Annotated in this window: 4 protein-coding genes and 1 pseudogene; 2 read left to right on the plus strand and 3 right to left on the minus strand. The window is 47.1% G+C overall.

The features are described 5' to 3' along the window. Nucleotides 1-4: 4 nt before the first annotated feature. Complete coding sequence (gene soxS / locus ACLJPQ_RS17310) at nucleotides 5-328, plus strand: superoxide response transcriptional regulator SoxS (protein WP_000019483.1); 324 nt, start codon at nucleotides 5-7, stop codon at nucleotides 326-328. Here soxS and ACLJPQ_RS17315 read toward each other — a convergent pair. Beyond that, on the minus strand, nucleotides 316-1,917 hold the full coding sequence (locus tag ACLJPQ_RS17315; RefSeq protein ID WP_000083651.1) for an EAL domain-containing protein: 1,602 nt from the start codon (nucleotides 1,915-1,917) through the stop codon (nucleotides 316-318). The genes soxS and ACLJPQ_RS17315 overlap by 13 nt on opposite strands. 562 nt (nucleotides 1,918-2,479) lie before the next feature. Here ACLJPQ_RS17315 and ACLJPQ_RS17320 point away from each other — a divergent pair. Further along, on the plus strand, nucleotides 2,480-2,761 hold the full coding sequence (locus tag ACLJPQ_RS17320; protein WP_000719058.1) for a YjcB family protein: 282 nt from the start codon (nucleotides 2,480-2,482) through the stop codon (nucleotides 2,759-2,761). Between the two features lie 278 nt (nucleotides 2,762-3,039). On the opposite strand, the gene siiF is transcribed toward ACLJPQ_RS17320, so the two are convergent. Both siiF and siiE read right to left on the minus strand, forming a co-directional pair. Next, complete coding sequence (gene siiF / locus ACLJPQ_RS17325; RefSeq protein WP_000358582.1) at nucleotides 3,040-5,106, minus strand: SPI-4 type I secretion system protein SiiF; 2,067 nt, start codon at nucleotides 5,104-5,106, stop codon at nucleotides 3,040-3,042. 39 nt (nucleotides 5,107-5,145) lie between these two features. Next, nucleotides 5,146-21,831 (minus strand): annotated as a pseudogene (gene siiE, locus ACLJPQ_RS17330) (non-fimbrial adhesin SiiE). Nucleotides 21,832-21,834 lie beyond the last annotated feature (3 nt).

Below are 21,834 nucleotides of genomic sequence, written 5' to 3' on the forward strand. Positions count from 1 at the left end.
CAATATGTCGCATCAGCAGATAATTCAGACCCTTATCGAATGGATTGATGAACATATCGACCAACCGCTAAACATTGATGTGGTGGCAAAAAAATCGGGCTACTCCAAGTGGTATTTGCAGCGGATGTTTCGTACGGTAACGCATCAAACATTAGGCGAGTATATTCGCCAGCGCCGTCTCCTGTTGGCGGCCGTTGAGCTACGAACGACCGAGCGCCCGATTTTTGATATCGCGATGGACCTGGGCTATGTATCGCAGCAAACCTTCTCGCGTGTATTCCGCCGCGAGTTCGATCGCACTCCCAGCGATTACCGTCACCGCCTGTAGGGCGTCTGCCCGCGTATCGTCAGAGGCGCGGGCGTTTGTTGTAGCCAGGCGATGAATTCCTGCGGTGGTAACGCCTTCGCAAAGTGCCATCCCTGACAATACTGAACGCCGCGTTTTAGCAACCAGCTAACCTGTTCAGCCGTTTCAACCCCCTCAGCAATGATTTTTAGCCGCAAACTTTGCGCCATTTCAATAATATGTTCCACAATCAAATGGCTGGCGCTATTAGTGGTTAGCGTATCGACAAAAGATTTATCAATTTTTAAAAGGTCGACATTTAATGAGTACAGGTTATGCAAGTTCGAATAGCCGGTACCAAAGTCATCAATTGCCACCTCGTATCCCGCCTGGCGAAACGCCTGAATAATCGGCGTCATTTTAGGCACATCAATAAATCCGCGCTCGGTCACTTCAACCTTTATCTGTTGCGCAAGCACTGAATGCTGACGCGTTTTTTCATGAATCATCACAATTAGCCGGGAAGAGAGAAAATCGGCGGCAGAGAGATTGATAGAGACATAAAGATGCGGGTGCGCGGCCAGAAAACCACCTAAATCATTAAATACCTCTTCGACGACATAATCGGTGATCTGCTCAATCATCCCCTCTTTTTCCGCCAGCGGAATAAATTCGCACGGGCTCATCACCGGACCGTGATAGCCCGGCCAACGCAATAGCGCTTCGGCACCTACACATGTCCCGTTTCGGATATCAATGATCGGCTGATAATGAAGGCAAAGCTGGTGCCTGGTAATGGCCCGTTGCAGCAATCGACGCGGTGAGTAATATGCCTGCCGGGATCGTGACCACATAAATAAGACGATAATGCTACAGATGATCCCTAACGGTAGCGTTAACGTAAGCTGATGAAAGAGGTTCTGGTAAAAGCGTTGCTTTGAGGTTGACACAATCGCGGCAACCGGTCGTTTTGCTGATTTAACCAGAGTATAAAAACGCTCACCCTGTTGGAACACAGGTTCACTCCGTCGTACCAAAGGTAATAGCTGATCAGCCTGCGCCTGTTCACTCAGGGAGAAAAAGGTGTTGGTCACCGTATCATACATTCCCCAGGCCAACGCCGGATCGTCTGACATCACCTCGCTATAAGATAAGGGATTGATAACCGCGACATAGTTTCCCCGCTGCATATATGTCATTTTATAACCGTTGAAAAAAGGCGTATCACGATAGTAATAAATAGCGATGTCAGGCTTTCGTTTATAGTCAGCACGGGGAATAAAATAAGGACTTGTTGGCGTCATAACCGTAGAGCATAGAAAACGCTGGCCCTTAGCATAAATCAACTCATTAATGTACAAACGACCGCGGATAATATTCAGCATTCGCTGTTGATGGGCTGGCGTACAGGCTTGCCCCTGATATTGTTCAGCGGCATCGCGGGCTAAATCTGCTTGCAGGATAACCCGCTCCGTTTTATCTAATACCAACTGCGCAAATGAATGTAACTGATTTCTGGTTTCAGAGACTGCCCGGATATGAGCAAACCAGATCGCCAGCAATACAGGAAGTAACACCACAATGATCGTTCCGAGAAATCTCAACACCTTGCGTCGTGTGCTTTGACTCATTTTCAGCCTATTTCCCTGCATTATTTGTGACTATTATTGGCAAAATAAGACGTGAACCAAACGGAGGTTTACGGTGCATGAATTTATCAATATTAGCAACAGACTTTTACCGATCAACATTTACCATTAATAACTACGCGCAATCTCTTTCGCATACCAGGCAGGACGCTAAATATTTTTGATAATATCAGATTTATACTCAAGTAAACGATGGGGTATACATCTTTACTCCTTTCTTTTGATAAATAACTTGATATTTTTATCAGGTCTGAATTTCACGAAAAAAAATAAAAGAGTAGTAATAATACATCTTTGCTTTCCGGCAGTTTCTCTACGGACGCGTAGAAGTCACACAAAAAATACGGTTATAAAACGCACAAAAAATACATTGCCGATCTGGCGAACAAGCTGGTTTTTGTGATATAGTTCACAAAAACAATGAAATAGAAACAATGTTTCATTCGATGTTGATGTGATGTCCGTTGATAGCCAGAATGTCCCACGTTTCCCGGGAACAACACCGAGCTGTCCTGGACAAAGGTCTATTCAGAGGAAATGTTTCATGGCTGCCATAACCACTGGTGTCGTTCTTCTCCGCTGGCAACTGTTGAGCGCCGTGCTCATGTTTTTAGCCAGCACGCTCAATATCCGTTTCCGTAAATCAGATTATATTGGTCTGGCGGTGATCAGTAGCGGTCTGGGCGTGGTATCCGCCTGCTGGTTTGCCACCGGCTTACTCGGTATTACCATGATGGATCTCGCTGCGATCTGGCATAACATTGAAGCCGTAATGGTCGAAACGATGAGCCAGACCCCGCCAGAATGGCCGATGGTGCTGACCTGATACGCTATCGCTGCCGCTGAAGCCGCCCACCGGTTATCTCAACGCGGAATCGCGCGCCAGGGGTAGCCTTGCGAACCATCACGTCCCTCGCATTGCCGTTGATGAGGGCCGCCAGGTGTGGTTATCCAAAAATGGCAAGTGGAATAGCCCTAACAGAATCGAGCTAAACTTATTGAAGACGTTGCCGACTCGTTAAATGACAAAAAAAGACCCGTTTGTGCAACGGGTCTTTTTTATTAAGCAGTACCACCTGATAACAGCGACAAGCGCTGCTTATTTTACATTAATAATTTATCCGGAGAACAATCACGGATTATTTTTCCACCTTTCATTACCAGGACCCGGTCAAAATACTTTATCAGATATCGACGATGCGTCACCATGATCAACGTTTTCCCATGAATAAACTCATCTAAGTTATCAAAAATTTGCTTCTCGGTATTCTCATCCAGATTTGATGTTGGTTCATCCCATAAAAAGACGCTGGCGTTACTGCTCAGACTACGTGCTAATAATAACTGCTGCTGCTGTCCGGATGACAGGTTTTTAGCCATAAAATTCACCGGAAACTTCAGCCCCATAGGATGTTGCAAGATAAAACCACAGTTCGCCAGATGAAGCGCCTTGAGTACCCGGCCCCTGTCGTTTTGCGGTTTTAACGCGAAATTACTTTCAATGGTTCCGGTGAATAAAACATCATGTGTCGTCACCACACTTAAATGCTGAGAAAAAAAGTTCTGCGATAAATGTCCTAAGTTATATCCATCATATAAGATGGCACCGTCTGTTGGCGAAAGGTAGCCAGATAGCATTCCCAGTAATGAGCTTTTTCCTGCTCCGCATTCGCCTACCACCGCGACACGTTGCCCCGCAGGTATGTCTATAGACAGTCGGTTAATAATCATCGGAGATTGAGCATCATACTGATAACTCACGCCCCGGATAGAGATATCGCCATTGCACTTTGATATTGACTGTAATGCCGGTGTTTTTTCTGCCTGATCTTCATCAAAAAAAGAAAGCAGATCCTTACCGGTTTTTTCTGCTGATAAAATAGAGATTAATGTAGAAGAAAAATTCGAAATGATCCCGGAAATACGACCAGAGACAATGACAGATGAAACAATTGCGCCAGTAGTAACATCACCCTTGATTACCATAAAAAAGGCTATTACCATAATAGTTATTTGGGTAATAGATGACATACTCCCCAATATAGATTGATAGATAAGATTTAATTTCCTTATCTTCAGGTTAAGATACGACTGTTCATTTGATGTATTAACCCAATCAAAAAGTAAACCTTGATTATTTAAGGTATGGATCATTTTAATAGATAAGAAAACTTCTGAGATAAAAATATTCCTGTTCTTCTGTCCTTCTTTTTGTTTGTTCATTAACTCATTAGTATAATGGTGGTTAACGAGGGAAATAATAATAGAGACGATAAACATGGTAACAGGTACAATAACGACCAGACCTAAATTTACATATATAACAATGAGAAATATAATAAATATTGGAATATCGGCTATACGTTGAAAGATCGAGTTTAATAAAACGGGTTTAATTTTCTGAAACTCATTCCATAGCACAAATGCTGATGACATGGATCTGCCATTTTTCTTTTTACTATAAAGTACCGCTTCAAGAAATGCGATATCAATATCGACGTCATCCTGCCTTGCTGTGATAGACTGATAAATATCTTTCGAAGTACGAAGGATAAACTCAAAAACAATAAATACAGCAACAATTATAGCCACGCCAAATAAAGATGAAACCGAAGCACTTGGAACAAGCTTATCATAGAACAGATTACTAAATACTGGGATAGTTAACGCAAAAATTGCCATAAAAAGAGATGAAAAGAAGTATTTAGTATAAAAAATCTTGTTCATCGATAAAGAGTTTTTTATGATATTTTTTACTCTTATACTATCAACAACTTTATTTAAAGGTAGTATACTAAATGCAGATAACTCTTTTAAATATTCTTCTTCAATTTCAACATAACAGAGTTCACCGCGCGCGTTTACCAACTTTATTTTTTGCCCGCCACTCACACACACCATCCACTTCATTTCTGGTGTTAATAGTAAAATCGGCATAGGCTCATTTAGTAAATCCTCACCATTATTAAATAATATATCCTGTAGAGAAAGCCCTAACGACAAAAAGAAATTCTTCATTTGTATAGAGTCGTCAGTGTTATTTCTGTCGTACTTTTTAAATCTTAAATTTATATCATCCTCTTTGATGTCAATTTTTATGTTGAATTTTTTAGACACTATAGATAATGCCGTTTCCGCACTTAAATAATAAGGTTCTAGTTTTTTATCCATAAGTAAACCCCCTCACCCAAAGGTGAGGGGCCTCCGTTATTATGCGTGTTCTTCTTGATTATCTACAGGTAGCGTAACTTCATTAACGGCGAAAACATCAATAGCGCCGTTATTGTTGTGCCCTACAGAACTCGTTGAAGGGGAATCATTAATATCATCCTCGGTCTTTCCTCTTGCATTCATTGCGTTCACAATATCTGCCGAGGAGTGATCGACTGAGAATGTTTTTTCCTTAATCAGGAAATCATCGTCCTTATCAATGAATTTCACGTCCATAGTATATTCACCATCTTCCAAAGATAGCGGAACTTCGAATATTGCTTTCTGGTTAGTTATCGGCAGAGTAAACTCTTCTCCTTCAAACATAACACTGACATTAACAATATTCTCAGGTACTGATATTTCAAAAGAAGGTGTCTGACTAATTGAACGATCTATTTCATCCCCAGAGTCAGCGTTTAACAATGTAATACTATAGGCTGTCTCCTTCACCACGCTTTCTTCCGCCGCAGACGGCACTGTACGAAGATGCGTAGCGCTTTCGGCATTCACTGTTTCAGACTCCGGTGGAGTAACCGCTGTTGCCGTGGCGTCATCGATCGCATCGTCATGCTGGCTATCCGCTGTTACCGTCACCGTTGAGTCAACCGTCACCTCCAGCGAAGCAGATTGCAGTGAATTCCCCGCGCGATCCACCACCGTCACGCTCAGCGTGTAGGTACCATCATTCCAGGCGGCTGGCGGCGTGAAGGTCCAGCCATCCGCGCCTTGCGTCGCCTGATAGATGTCTGTCACGCCATTATGCGTCACGTTTACAGTCACCCCGGTCACATCAGCATCAATATGCTGCAGCGTGAACTTAGGCTGGGTGTGATTGTGATTCGTCACGTTATCGCTGTCTGAAGCGCCATTGTCTTCACCTGCTGCCAGCGCAATCTCCGGCACGGTCAGCGTACTGTCGATCGTAACGGTAATGGGTAACGAGTTTTTCTGATTACCCGCGGCATCGCTTGCGATTACCGATATCGTATAGGAACCATCAGCTAACGGTGTACCTGGCGTAAAGAACCAAACGCCATCGGCATTTTTTTCAGCATTATATACGGTCCCATTGATATCGACCTGAACGACCACAACATCGCTTTCCAGATTCCCGATAATAAAGGTAGGCTGATTATCTCGCGTAATATTATCGCCCACCGTACCACTGTCTGAGTCTGGAGATAATGAAATAACAGGGGTCTCTTTCATGATATCGAGAGGGACATCATCACTCCGGTTACCAATCGCATCCACACTCGTAATGGTAAACTTCCCTTCCGATGGATACGGGATCGCCATACTCCATTTACCATTATCAGGAACGGTTAACGTATAAGTATTCCCATTACTATCGGTTATTATTAGCTGAGATTTGGCTTCCGCCGTTCCCTGCATAATAATTAGATCGTTGACAATATCTGAATAAGTTACGACCGGAGCGTTTGGCGGCGTTCGATCAATAAATATTTCATGTACCTCTTCCTTACGGTTGCCTGCGTTATCCTCAATACTCAAAGTGATATCGTATTTCCCTTCCGGAAGCCGATCGGTCGATAACTCCCACTGCCCATTAGCCGCAACAACAGCGGTTGCCAGCGTGACCCCTGCCACGATTAATGATACCGTAGCGCCAATTTCCCCCATACCTCTCATGGTAATAGTGGAGCTATTACTCCACCAGTCCGTTTTCGATGATGATTTATTGTCATCAAGCTCGCTGGTAAATACCTGGATATGCGTATCGACCCAAATGGAATACTTTTCCTGATTGACGTTACCAGCACGGTCCGTAGATTTAACAGTGATATCCAGCTGGCCTTCTGTGAAATAAAGCGGGTTCACCGGCATCTGCCAGTGGCCTTTGTCATTAACCCAAACTTCCCCCACATTTAAGCCATTAATGATGATTTCTATTTTGCTATTGGGCTCGGCACTGCCACTAAACAATAAGTTACGTGTCGTGTCCGTTATATATATTTTGCCATCACTACCGGTCATCTCTGCTAACGTTTGTCCGCCGATAGAATCAATGGCGACAGGCGTCGTATTAAAGGTATCGATAGTAAAGTTTAGCGTTTTCGAGGTAGCCGTGTTGCCTGCTTTATCGGTGATAACATAATAAATGCTATGGGAACCATCGCCCAACGGTGACTCAGGTCGATAAACTTGATTTCTGTCCGTCACCGTGATCGTATCGACTAGCACTCCATCAATGAAAATCTGAACACTCTGGTTCATTTCTCCAAAAATACTAAACGCAGGCCGGGTTTGACTCGTTATACTATCATTACTGAAAATACCGTTATCAGATCCTGCCATCATAACAGGATTATCGATAAACGTACTGGTATCTATCGTGACGAGTAAGCGAGGCGATTCTGCCGTATTACCTGCCGGGTCTTCGGCAACCACTCGGATAGAATATTCACCATCTTTTAACGCATTATCAAACTGATAGGACCAGGTTCCATCTTCAAGCACAAGCACATTTGCCACGATCTTTTCATCCACATAAATATGGATTGTGGCTCCCGCTTCTGCGGTGCCTACTAACACAGGCTTGTTGTGACTAGTAATCAGATCGTCAAGTGAACCAGAGTTGCTTGCATCTTCAAGGTTGAGCGTTGGGAAGTCGGTTGATGAATCGACATCCACGCTATAATCCTTGCTCACTTCAGTGTTGCCAGCAACGTCAGTAATGCTGAAATGAATATTAAACGTACCATCATCTTGCAGCAGTATCGGCGCGCGCCATGTGCCATCAGCCTCAACCATAACAACGTTGACTAATTTACCATCGACAAAGATGCTGACCTGAGAACCAGCCTCCCCAACACCTGAGACTGACAACGCCCGGTTATTAGAGAGGGCCGGTAATGAATCTTCATCAATGTCAAAGACAGCAATTTGAGAATCGATTGTCACGGTTGTAATCGCAGACTCAACCCGGTTGCCAGCAGTATCCGTAGCAACAAATTGCACCTGATACTCGCCGTCGGCGCTATTTGCCGGCATGGTATAGCTAATATTACCTGACGAGCTCGCCTCTACTGTGCCTTGTAACACACCATTAATATAAACCTGTACCGTCGCGCCGGGATCGGTCATGGCAACCAGTACCGGAGACTTATTATTGGTAATCAGATCATATTTATCACCGCTATTAGTATCCCGACTTAATGAAATATCGCTGATTTCAATCTGCGTATCATGTTCTATCAGAATATCTTTTTGTTGGCTGTTGCCCGCTTTATCTTCCGATACCACGACAAAGGCATTACTACCTTCACGCAGATCTAATTCTGCGCTCCATCGACCATCATTGCCTACCACCAGGGTAGCAATAACCCCCCCCTGCGGATTCCTGATGGTTAAAGTACTTCCGGCTTCGGCAGTACCATCGATGGTGACATGAGATTTATTGGTGATCCAGTCGCCAACTTTGCCACTGTCATCAGCTTCGCGTAATACCACGGTTAACGGCGAAATTACCGTATCCAGTATTACATTCTGCGGACCAAACTCTCTGATATTGCCAGCAACGTCTTCAACTTTAAACGTTAATTCATAATTACCGTCATTACCCAAAGCGGGTAATACTACGCCCCAGTGTCCTGCGCCTGTCGTATAAGCAATCGCTTTTTCAACGCCATTCACAAAGATAGTGATTTTGCTGTTTGGCTCACTGGTGCCGCCAATCTCCGGCGTCACCGTATTGATATATCCGCCCTCATGCATTCCAGATATATTCCATACCAGTTCAGCAACCTCGGTATCGATAGTGACATCAACGGCGGTAGAACGCAGTTCGCTATTATCGCGAGGGTTGACGATACCCACCTGGACGACATAATGGCCATCTTTCATTTCCGATAACTGGAAAGTATATCGACCCGCTGTATCCGCTGTCGCCTCGCCGACCTTCACGCCATCCACATAAATACTCACAATCGCATTAGGTAACGTGTTCCCAACCAGGGTCGGCGTTTTATTATTCGTGGTAAAGTCTCCTAAGGCACCACTATCGCTCTCCTCGCTGAGCTTTATGGTTGGAGGCGTGACATCAATAACAGGTATTACGACAGGAAAGTCGACCTGCGACGATTCATTACCCGCTTTATCTTTGGCAACAATGCTCACAACATAGGAGCCTGGCGCTAATACTGATGGCGGCGTCCAACTCCATTCGCCATTCGCATTGGCGTTTGCCGAGCCGACCACTTTCCCATCCCACTGAATCATAATCGTCGAGAACGCTTCGGCGAGCCCTTTGAACTCAGGACGCAGGCTGGTTGCCTCATACTGATCATCAATAGATGGATCCGAAAGGCGAATGGTGGGATCGATCGTAACCGTATCGATAGTGAATCTTTCCTGCGTTTGCGCAGTATTTCCCGCGACATCTGTTGCGACGACGTTGATGGTATACATGCCATCCGGCAGTATATTCGGCGTCACACTCCAGTTGCCATCGGCGCCAACCGTAATCGTGTGTTTTAAAACCTCCCGACCTGACTTATCGTCAACAATGGTAATCACCAGTTTCGCATTAGGCTCTGCAGTACCTTCGAATTTGGGATTTTGCTTATTCGTAAGGTTATCGCTATTGGAGCTGCCGGTATCAGACGCTGGCTCCATTCTGACACTGACGCTTGTCGTGGTATCAATGGTAAAGGGCAGCTTAGTTTCAGAAGTATTTCCGGCAATATCTCTGAAGACAACAACGGCTTCATATACGCCATCGTTTAACGCAACGGGAACCTGAAATTCCCAGAGGTTATTGCCATTTGCCGTAACCGGATAAGAAACGCCGTTAATTCTGATTACCACAGTATCAATATCGGCGGGTACATTGCCAATAACGAAACGTGGTTTAGTGACACTCGTAATATTATCAACAGCGCTTTCGCCAGTATCATCCGCATCCAGCAAATCAATACGGGGATCAGAAACAACAGTGTCTATTGTGAATGATACCTCTTTGCTAATTTTATTACCTGCGATATCTTCAGCCACTATTTCTATTTTGTAAGTTCCATCCACTAACGGTGTATCAGGGGTAAATAGCCATTTATTACCTGCCCCCTGAGTCAGTGTGCTGGATTTCCCGTTTAAAATTACCGTCACGCTCTGCAGCGGTTCTCTGGCTGAAATTTCAAAACGTGGAGAGGTAATATTCGTAATACCATCCGTAGAATCCTTTCCGGCGTCGTCCAGCATCACGACGCTCAGGCCGTCAATCTGCGTATCCACGGTGAAGCCCAGCGTGGAATTTGCCGTATTCCCTGCCCGATCCGTCGCCTGGACATGGAGAGTATAATGACCATCAGACAATGCGCTACCTGCAGTAAATTGCCACTGCCCGGCCGCATTTTTACTGACAGGCGTCCAGTTTACGCCATCGAAAGAAACCAGCACCGATGTCACATCATCAGGCGTTGCAATTTCAAAAGAGGGACGGGTAGCATTGGTGACATTATCGTGATCGTTGACGCCGCTATCTGTTGTTAACGTAACACTGTCAATCTGAACCTGCGTGTCGATTTCAATCTTCAGTTCGGCCGATGTTTTGGTATTACCAGCAATATCCGTTACGGTAACAGAGATCGTATGCTGACCGTCAGACAGTGGTTGATCCGGCGTAAAGGTTAAATTCCCCCCTGTGTTTTCAATGGTGTAATCCCGACCATCAATATGAACCACAATGTGTGATACATCATTATCGACATTACCGATAATAAACACCGGTTTGTTAATCCTGGTAAGATTATCATTAGTATCATCACCAGTATCATGGGTGGGATCGAGTACAATTGTCGGCTCTCGCAGAGTCGTATCAATCGTAAACTGCAGCGTTTCTTGCGCAACGTTGCCGGCGATATCAGTCACATCAACCAAGAGAGTGTGTTGCCCATCAGGTAATGCCGAACCGACATTAAATATCCAGCGGCCATCCCCTCCTTTTGTGAGTTCAATCCAATTAGCGGCGTTATCGATTTTAACGCGCACATGGGTAATATCATCAGCGGTAACAATACTAAACTGCGGCTTGTCGACTTTGGTAATGTTATCTACATCGCTATCACCGCTATCTGTAACCAACGTGACGCTTTCAATTTCAGCCGTCGTATCTATCACAACAGGTAATGGTTTCGATGTCGCGGTATTTCCGGCCTTATCTTCAACCGTAACGGTAATATTATAAGAACCATCCGGAATGGCATTGCCTGGTGTAAATTGCCAACCAGCCCCAACCTTAGTCGCGTTATAATCATGACCATCAATCGTCACCACGACTTTGATAACATCGGGGTCAACATTACCAATCGTAAAGGTGGGTCGTGAAATATTAGTGATATTATCGGCGGTATTCGCTCCGGTATCTTGTCCTGCGTCTAAAGCAATAGTCGGAACCTGTATATTAGTATCGATATTAAATACTAAATCTTTATTCGCAATATTACCTGCCTGATCCGTGGCCTCTACGCGAAGGGTATATGTGCCGTCAACCAGAGTATTCGGGGTGTCAAAAATCCACTGTCCGTCGGCATTTTTGCGTATCACATTCCAGTTAGCGCCACCATCCAGGGTTACGCGTACCTGGATGACATCACCGGGAACGTCAATTCTGAATGACGGTTTAGCAACATTCGTTAATTGATCATTCTGCACGCCAGTATCATTAAGCAATACGATATTGTTAATGGTTGTCGTGGTATCAATACGCACCTCTAACGGTGCAGATTCTTTTACATTCCCCGCCAGATCTTCCACCACAACGGCTAACTGATATGAGCCATCAGCCCAGCTCGCAGAAGGCGTAAAGCGCCATTGACCATTGGTGAATACCGCCGCTTCCTCGTGCGTTTTACCGTTGTAAGTTACTTTGACCATCACGCGCGTAACGTCAGAATCAACCTGGCGTATGTCGAACACAGGCCGATCGTGTTTGGTGAGGCGATCGCCAACAGTACCGCTATCTTCGCCGGCCGCCAGCTCAATCACCGGCGTAGTCAACGAACCGTCTATCGTCACCTTTAAAGGCGCGGATGTTTGCTGGTTGCCTGCCACATCTGTTACCGTCACGGTGAATGTGTAGCTACCGTCCGCCAAAGCAGAATCCGGTCAATAGCGCCAGCCGTCGGCTGATTCGGTGAGTACCACCGTTTTAAACGTGCCGTTATGCTCAATACTCAATTCCACGTGTCGAACATCTTTATCGATACTCCCCAACACAAATACTGGTTGAGTGACGCTGGTCAGATTATCGTTCTTATTCTGTCCGGTATCCTGATCGGGCGCCAGCTCAATGGTTGGCGTCAACAACGTGATGTCGATAGTGAAATTGAGCGTCTCCGTCATCTTATTACCCGCACCGTCAGTCACTTCCACGGTCAGGGTATGCTGTCCCTCTGGCATATCCGTCGGCCAGGTGTAATCCCAAATGCCAGCCGTCGAACTCTTGATTGCAGTAACCCAGGTCGTGCCGCCGTCAATACTCAGAAGAACCTTTTCCACATCATCCGGTACCGAGATCTGGAACTGCGGACGCACATGTTTTGTCACATTATCGCCAGGGACGCCGCTATCGTTGACTAATTCAATACGATCAATGGCTATTTGCGTATCCACTGTCACCGTCAGCGGCGTAGACGGACGCGTATTTCCCGCCCGATCCTCCACTGTCACCGTCAGCGTATAATCACCGTCGCCCCACGGCGCTGGCGGTGTAAAGCTCCATCCTCCAGCCCCCTGTGTCGCGGTAAACGAGGTTGTCGTTCCATTATGCGTGACGCTGACTGTAACGTTGATAACATCCGAATCAATATTCTGCAGAATAAAGGTCGGTCGGGTGCGATTGGTCATATCATCGCCAGGCGTACCGGTATCATCCGTGCTATCCAGCGCAATGGTCGGCGTCGACAACCGGGTGTCGATGAAAAATTCAAGCGTTTGCGTCGCCGTATTGCCCGCTCTGTCGGTGACCATGACGGTTAGGGTGTGTTTTCCATCGCCCATATCCGTTGGCCAGGTATAGCCCCAGACGCCTTCGATACCCTGCGCCGCGCTCACCCAGTTTGCGCCCCCATCAATGCTCAGTTGCACAGAATTCACATCCGCCGGCACCGTGATCTCAAACTGCGGACGGGTACTGTTAGTTAGATTGTCATCAGGCACGCCATGATCATTGACCAATGTAATATCAGTAATGCTGGTTTGCGTATCTACCGTCACTATCAGCGGCGTGGACTGGCGGACATTCCCCGCGTTATCCTGGACTTCTACCGTTAGCGTATAGCTACCGTCCGCCCAGTCAGCATCTGGCGTAAAGCGCCACTGTCCTCCAACCTGGGTTAGTGTCACTTCCTGGCTATTGCCGCCCTGTGTGATCCGCAAAATGACCGAGTGCGCATCGGCGTCAATATTGCCAATGGTAAAGCCCGGTCTTTTGACGCTCGTAATATGATCGCCAATGGCACCTGTATCGTCCCTGCTATCCATAGCGATGGTAGGCGTTGACAGCCGGGTATCAATGGTAAAATCGAGCGTCTGCGTCGTCTGGTTTCCCGCCTTATCGGTCGCTTCTACCGTCAGGGTATGTAGCCCGTCGGTCACATCTTTCGGCCAGGTGTAATCCCAGATCCCTGCCGTGCCCTGTGTTGCACGAACCCACGTATTACCGCCGTCGATACTCAGACGTACCTCGTTGACATCCCCTGGCACCGTGACGCGGAAGTGTGGACGAACGTCATTGGTCAGGTTGTCGCCGGGAATACCGTTATCATTAACCAGTTCAATATCATCAATGGCAATATGGGTATCGACCGTAACCGTCAGCGGCGCTGAGTATTTTACGTTACCCGCATCATCCTCCACCCTCACCGTCAGCGTATGACTGCCATCCGCCCACATACCGGTCGGTGTCACGCTCCAGATGCCGGTCGCGCCTTTGGTGGCCGTCAGCACCTCTTTCGTGCCGCCATGCTGTACCTCAACCGTGACATACCGTGCGTCCGCGTCAATATTGCCCAGTATAAACGTCGGCTTATTCACGCTGGTCAGGTTATCGCCTTTTGTTCCGCTGTCGTCCGTGCTGTCCAGAGCGATAGTCGGTTCTGACAGTAGGGTATCGATGATGAAGTCCAGTTTCTGCGTCGTCTGGTTTCCCGCCTTGTCGGTCGCCTCCACTGTCAGGGTATGCTTACCCTCTCCCACATCAGCCAGCCAGGTATAATCCCAGACGCCCGGCGTCGAGCTCTGGGTAGCGTTGAACCACGTCTTGCCGCCGTCAATGCTCAGGCGTACCTCGTTAACATCCGTCGGTACCTTCACCTGGAACTGCGGACGCACGTTATTAGTCAGATTATCGTCGGGAATACCGCTGTCATTGACCAGTTCAATGTTATTAATGGCGATTTGCGTGTCCACCGTCACCGTCAGCGATGCAGAATGGCTGGTGTTCCCCGCTTTATCTTCGACTGACACACTCAGGGTATAATCACCCGCCCCCCATGATGTCGGCGGCGTAAAGGTCCATCCTCCTGCGTCTTTAGTCACGTCAAATGTGGTGGTGACGCCGCCATGCTCCACGCTGACCGTAACGCGAACGGCATCATCATCAATATGTTGCAGGTTAAATGTCGGCTGGGTGCGATTGGTCATGTTATCGCCCTGGACACCGGTATCGTCCGCACTATCCAGTACAATAACCGGCGTCGACAGCGTGGTATCAATAGTGAAGTCGAGCGTCCTGGTCACCGTATTGCCTGCGTTATCAGTCGCTTTCACCGTTAACGTGTAGTCATCATCTGCCAATGTCTTTGGCCAGGTATAATTCCAGACGCCCGACGTCGAGCTTTGCATCGCCTTAACCCAGGTTACACCGCCGTCAATACTCAGACTGACTTCGTTGACATCCCCTGGCACCGTGATGCGGAAATGTGGATTGGCGTCGTTAGTTAGATTGTCGCCCTTAGTACCACTGTCATTAACCAGTTCAATATCATCAATGGTGATTTGGGTATCGACCGTAATCGTCAGCGGCACTGAGTATTTTACGTTACCCGCTTCATCCTCCACCCTCACCGTCAGCGTATGACTGCCATCCGCCCACATACCGGTCGGTGTCACGCTCCAGATGCCGGTCGCGCCTTTGGTGGCCGTCAGCACCTCTTTCGTGCCGCCATGCTGCACCTCAACCGTGACATACCGTGCGTCCGCGTCAATATTGCCCAGTATAAATGTCGGCTTATTCACGTTGGTCAGGTTATCGCCTTTTGTTCCGCTGTCGTCCGTGCTGTCCAGAGCGATAGTCGGCTCTGACAGTAGGGTATCGATGTTGAACTCCAGGTTCTGTGTTGCCTTGTTTCCCGCCGCGTCGGTCGCTTCCACCGTCAGAGTGTGAGAACCGTTAGCCACATCGGTCAGCCAGGTGTAATCCCAGACGCCCGGCGTCGCGCTCTGTGTGGCGTTAAACCACGTTTTGCCGCCGTCAATGCTCAGGCGCACCACGTTGACATCCGTCGGTACCGTCACCTGGAACTGCGGGCGCACGTTGTTGGTCAGATTGTCATTGGGGATACCACTGTCGTTAACCAGTTCAATATTGTCGATGCCGATTTGGGTATCGACAGTGACCTTCAGCGGCGCTGAGTGGCGAATATTACCCGCCTCATCTTTCACCGTTACCGTCAGCGTATAGTCGCCATCAGTCCACGCGCTGCCGGGTACAAAACGCCACTGCCCGTTAGTCTGCGTCAGCTCCACCTCCTCGCTGTGACCATCGCGCATCACCTGCACGACGACCTGAGTCACGTCAGAATCAATACCGCCGATAATAAAACCCGGCGTTTTAACGTTAGTCTTATTATCGTTGGCGGTGCCGCTATCATCTGCGCTATCCAGCGTGATGGTCGGTGTCGACAATGTGGTATCAATGATAAAATTGAGCGTTTCCGTCGCCGTGTTGCCTGCAACATCGGTTGCTTTCACTGTCAGGGTATACGTATTTTCGACCAGATCTGTCGGCCATATATACTCCCAAACGCCGTCAGACGTCAGCGTTGCGTTAACCCAGTTGATGCCGCCATCAAGACTCAGTTGCACAGAGTTCACGTCCGTCGGTACCGTAATATGAAACTGTGGACGTGCTTCATTGGTCAGGTTATCCCCGACAATACCCGTGTCATTAAGAAGCTCAATGCGATCAATAGACGTTTGCGTATCGATAGTCACCGTCAGCGGCGCAGAATAATTTGTATTACCCGCCTTATCTTCTACCTTTACCGTCAACGTATAGTCGCCATCGGTCCAGGCTGCGCCCGGCGTAAAGCGCCACACACCGCCGTTCTTAATCAACTCTATCTGTTGGTTCTTACCATCATGCGCCACCGTCACCACCACTTTGGTCACGTCGGCGTCGATATTACCGAGGGTAAAGCCTGGCATCTTAACGTTGGTGATGTTATCGCCAGCGGCGCTATCATCCGCACTGTCCAGGATAATCGTCGGTTCTGACAGCAGGGTATCGATGATGAAGTCCAGTTTCTGCGTCGTTTTGTTTCCCGCCTTGTCGGACGCTTCCACCATCAGGGTGTGAGGGCCGTTAGCCACATTCGTCAGCCAGGTATAATCCCAGACGCCCGACGTCGCGCTCTGCGTGGCGTCAAACCACGTTTTGCCGCCATCAATACTCAGTCTTACACCGTTAACATCCGCCGGTACTGTCACCTGAAAGTGCGGGCGCGCTTCATTGGTCAGATTATCGCCGGGGATACCGCTGTCGTTAACCAGTTCAATACGGTCAATGGCGATATGCGTGTCCACTGTCACCGTCAACGGCGCGGACTGCTTCACATTTCCGGCCCTATCTTCTACCTTCACCGTCAGGATATAGTCGCCGTCCCCCCAGTCGCTGGTCGGCGCAAAGCGCCACTGTCCGCCGGTCTGAACCAGTGGTACCTCCTGTTTAATACCATTGTGCATTACCTCCACTATCACCCTGCTGACATCGGTATCAATATTGTTGAGGGTAAAGCCCGGCGTTTTAACATTGGTGATATTATCGCCCGCGATGCCGCTGTCATCTGCGCTGTCCAGCGAGAGGGTCGGCACAGACAGAGTGGTATCGATGGTGAAATCAAGTTCCTGCGTCGTCTGGTTTCCCGCCTTGTCGGTCGCTTCTACCGTCAGGGTATAGCCTCCGTCGGCCACATCATCCGGCCAGATATAATCCCAGGCGCCCGGCGTCGCGCCCTGAGTAGCGTTGAACCACGTCTTGCCGCCGTCAATGCTCAGGCGCACCACGTTGACATCCGTCGGTACCGTCACCTGGAACTGCGGACGCACGTTATTAGTCAGATTATCGTTGGGAATACCGCTGTCATTGACCAGTTCAATGTTATTAATGGCGATTTGCGTGTCCACCGTCACCGTCAGCGATGCAGAATGGCTGGTGTTCCCCGCTTTATCTTCGACTGACACACTCAGGGTATAATCACCATCCGCCCATAATGCCGGCGGCGTAAAGGTCCATCCGCCTGTGCCTTTCGTGGCGTCAAATGTAGTGGTAACGCCGCCATGCTCCACGCTGACCGTAACGCGAACGGCATCATCATCAATATGCTGCAGGGCAAATGTCGGCTGGGTGCTATTCGTCATGTTATCGCCCTGGACACCGGTATCGTCCGCGCTATTCAGTACGATGACCGGCACTGACAGCGTGGTATCCACCGCGAAATCGATGGTCTTCGTCACTGTATTGCCTGCTTTATCAGTCGCTTCCACCGTTAGCGTGTATTGACCATCTGCCAGGTCTGTCGGCCAGATATACTCCCAGCTTCCTGCCACGCCCGGAGTTGCCTGAACCCACGAATTACCACCGTCAATGCTCAGACGGACTTCATTGACATCCGTAGGTACCGTCACACGAAAGTGGGGACGGTCGTCGTTGGTCATATTATCGCCTTTCACGCCGCTATCGTTGACCAGTTCCACCCCATCAATGGCGATTTGGGTATCGATAACGACCGTCAGCGGCGCTGAGTAGTTGGTATTTCCTGCCTTATCTTCTACTTTCACCGTTAACGTGTAGCTGCCATCCGCCCACGTATTCCCTGGTGTAAATAACCAACTACCATTGAGGTGAGAAAGTTCGATCTCTTCGCTCACGCCATTGTGCATCACCTGTACGACGACCCGATGCGCATCGGCATCAACACCGGAAATAGCAAAACCTGGCTTATTGATGTTGGTCAGGTTATCGCCTGTCACCCCCGTATCATCCTTAGAAAGCAGGGAAATCACCGGCGTTGATACTGTGGTATCGATAGTAAAATCGAATACCGCGCTGTTCGCTTTATTACCCGCAATGTCCTCAACCTTGACATAAACCTGATGCAAGCCTTCCGTTAAATCTGAAGTAAAGGTATAGGCCCATGAACCATCAGGTTGTTGCGTGGCAACACCGATCTGCGTATCAGACGCGGCATCCCATACCTGAACACTGATAATGTCCGGATCAATATCTTTTAGGTGCAAGGTAGGTTTAACGATATTCGTTAAATTATCATCTGCAATTCCCGAATCTGAATCCGGGCTCAATGAAACTATCGGTATTGAAATAGCAGTATCGACGCTAATTAAGAAAGGATCCGAATGGGCAATGTTGCCAGCGATATCTTCAACTGAAGCGGTTATTCTATGATCGCCATCAACCAAACCTTGATCGGCTTTCAGGGTATACTCCCATCTGCCATCTTTATTTGTTCTGACCTCAGCGATCAGTGCGCCATCAACATAGAGTTTAACCGTTGAATAGGGTGCAGCGGTCCCTGTCAGTGCAGGATTCTTTTCATTAATAATATGGTCTGTATTATCAACCCCCGTATCGTTGACCAACTCTATTGTTGGTTTTTGCGTTTGCGTTACGATTTGGAAATTATACGCTGATGAGGAGGCAGTATTACCGGCAATATCTTCTACCTTTACCGTTACGTCATGCGAGCCATCGGATAACGCTGTGGTAAATTGAAAATTCCATACACCATCATCGCCAGCAATAGCCTCGCCACTTAACACACCGTCAACATAGATGGAAACCTTAGCATTAGCTTCAGCCATCCCGGTAAACAACGGCGTATTAATTTTAGTAATCATATCGCCTTTAACGCCAGAGTCAGCGCTATCATGCAACATAACAGTAGGGATCGGCGTAAAGCTATCAATGGTAAGCTGATAATCTACAGATGACGTTCTTCCTAAAGGATCGATGGATTCAACCGTAATCTTATAAACATTGTCAGACAGATTTCGGGAAATATCAAAATTCCAGTTACCGTCTGCATCCGCAGTCGTCACGCCTATCGTTTTACCATCGATAAGGATATTTACGGTAGCAAACCTATCCGCTGTTCCCAGTAATGTCAGAGCATTATGTTTATTGGTAATCCAGTCGCCTTTTGCACCGGAATCATCACTGGCATCGAGTTCCGCTTTTGGAGGTACAACTTCAGTTTGAATAGTAAAAGAATATTTAACAGTAGAGGATTTATTGCCGGCGGCATCCTGAGAAATGATTTCAATATCATAGGCGCCCTGAAGAAATTTATTACTAAACTGATAATTCCAGGTCCCGTTTGAATCAACCTCAATGCTGTCATATAATTTACCATCTCGCATCAATAAGATGGTAGACTTTGGCTCTGCCGTACCGACTAAAGCCGGTAAATCATTCCCTGATAAAATTATACCATTCGGCAAAACAACATAATCTTCCAAAGAAACCGTCGGAGGTAGAGGGGCAATAGTATCAATAACGTAACTAAAGGAAAAATCCTTTTTGTTGCCAGCGACATCTTCAACAGTGAACGTAAGATTGTTAATCCCTTCCACTGAGTCTGAAGTGAAATTGAACGTCCATTCACCCTGGTCATTCGCTTTAAAAACAACCTCTTCGCCAGTCTCACTATTTATGACACTGATAATAGCATTTGGCTCAGTTTTACCTGTAAAGGTTGGGCGAGTATTGTTAGTAACGTTATCACCGACAATACCGCTATCATCAGTCGTTTCAATCTCAGCGCTGAAATAGCTGATACGTGTATCAATAGTAAAAGGCAGATTTGCCGTCGCTGAGGTATGCCCGGCAATATCAGTAGCAGTTGCTGTTATATTGTATTCGCCATCCTTGAGCGGCGTAGTAAGCGTATAGCTCCATGTCCCATCTTTAGCAACAATGACCTCACCAAGATGTTTAAGTCCAAGATAAATAGAGACTGTAGAACCGGGTTCCGCCACACCAATAAATGTTGGCAGGGTGCTATTTGTAATGTTGTCATTTTTAATGCCGGAATCACTACTATCATCCAGCTCAATCGTCGGCTTTTCCGGAGGAATGGTGTCGGTTATGATACTATCCGTCGTTTCGTTTTTATTACCTGCTTTATCTACAGCAACGACTTTTATACTATTTTCGCCCTCAGATAATTCATTATCCTTAAATTCATAACTCCAGTTTCCATCTTTATCGACATCAACGCTGGCAACCAGTTTATTATCTACATAAATGTCAACCTTAGCATTCTCTTCCGCCGTACCAACAATTGAAGGCGTCAAGGTCGGCGTTAAGCCCTTATGACCGGACACACTACTTTCAGGCGAAAGTTCAAATGTTGGCTTATCGGTAACGGAATCGATAGTAATGACAAGTTTGGCGCTACCGCTCCCATCAGCAGTCTTGGCCTCTGCCTCCAGATTGTATGTTCCATCAGTCAATGTTTCAGGCGCAGTGAAGGTGAAGTTACCCAAACTATCCGCTACAGCCTGGCCGACAGCAATACCATTAATTTTAATAATGACCGTGGCATTGGGAGCAGTGCTACCTACAAACTGAGGTTTGGTAAAATTAGTTATACTATCATCTTTGCTACCGCTGTTACTTTCGGCCGCAAGCGCTAATGTGACTTTAAGCGGCTCTTTAACAGACTCGGCATCGAGCTTATTTTCCTCATTTTTACTGCTATTACTTTTGCCAGTGCTGGTATTTTTATTAATAGGTTGAGGAAGAACTTTTTCAGCATCGTTCTGTTTAGAAGCCTGCGTTGCTTTAGCCTGTGTATTTTGCTGGGAAGCATCGCTTTGCTGAGCCAGATTGTCTTTTGCTACATTGTCAGCCAAAAATTCCTGCAGCATTTCTTCCATTTGCTTTGACGAGTTCTGTACTTCAAACGCTTCATTGAGCGCTTTTTCTGCAGCCTCCTTAGCTTTCTCTGCTTCTTCCTTCGCCTTATCAGCTTCTTTCTTTGCGTTTTCAGCATCGTCAAGCTGCTTTTTTAATTCCTCTTCTTCCTTCTTATTTCGTCGTTTGCCATTACCTTTCTTTTCTACCTGAGCAGAATCAACCAATGAGCTGTCAATTCTCTCCAGTTGAATATCTTTTAAATCTACGCTGCCCAGAATTTTAGCGCCGGTAATAGTCTTATCTTTAAATTTAACAGCGAGGTTATTGCCTTTGATACTTGAATAAAGAGCGCCATTGACAATGATCACTGAACCACGCGGCGTGGTAATGTTCATGTCTGGCCCGGAAAGAGAAACTTTTGCGCCTTTGGCATTACCCAAAGAAGATAAATCAATTACAGAATTTTGATCGGCAAAAAACTTTTGTATGCTTTTATTTCCCATAAT

It is taken from the genome of Salmonella sp. SAL04213 (assembly GCF_046550535.1).
Taxonomy (GTDB): Bacteria; Pseudomonadota; Gammaproteobacteria; order Enterobacterales; family Enterobacteriaceae; genus Salmonella; species Salmonella enterica.

Coding starts and splice junctions, on each gene's coding strand:
- ACLJPQ_RS17315 (WP_000083651.1), bottom strand. CDS start 1,917: ATGAGTCAAAGCACACGACGCAAGGTGTTGAGATTTCTCGGAACGATC.
- soxS (WP_000019483.1), top strand. CDS start 5: ATGTCGCATCAGCAGATAATTCAGACCCTTATCGAATGGATTGATGAA.
- siiF (WP_000358582.1), bottom strand. CDS start 5,106: ATGGATAAAAAACTAGAACCTTATTATTTAAGTGCGGAAACGGCATTA.
- ACLJPQ_RS17320 (WP_000719058.1), top strand. CDS start 2,480: ATGGCTGCCATAACCACTGGTGTCGTTCTTCTCCGCTGGCAACTGTTG.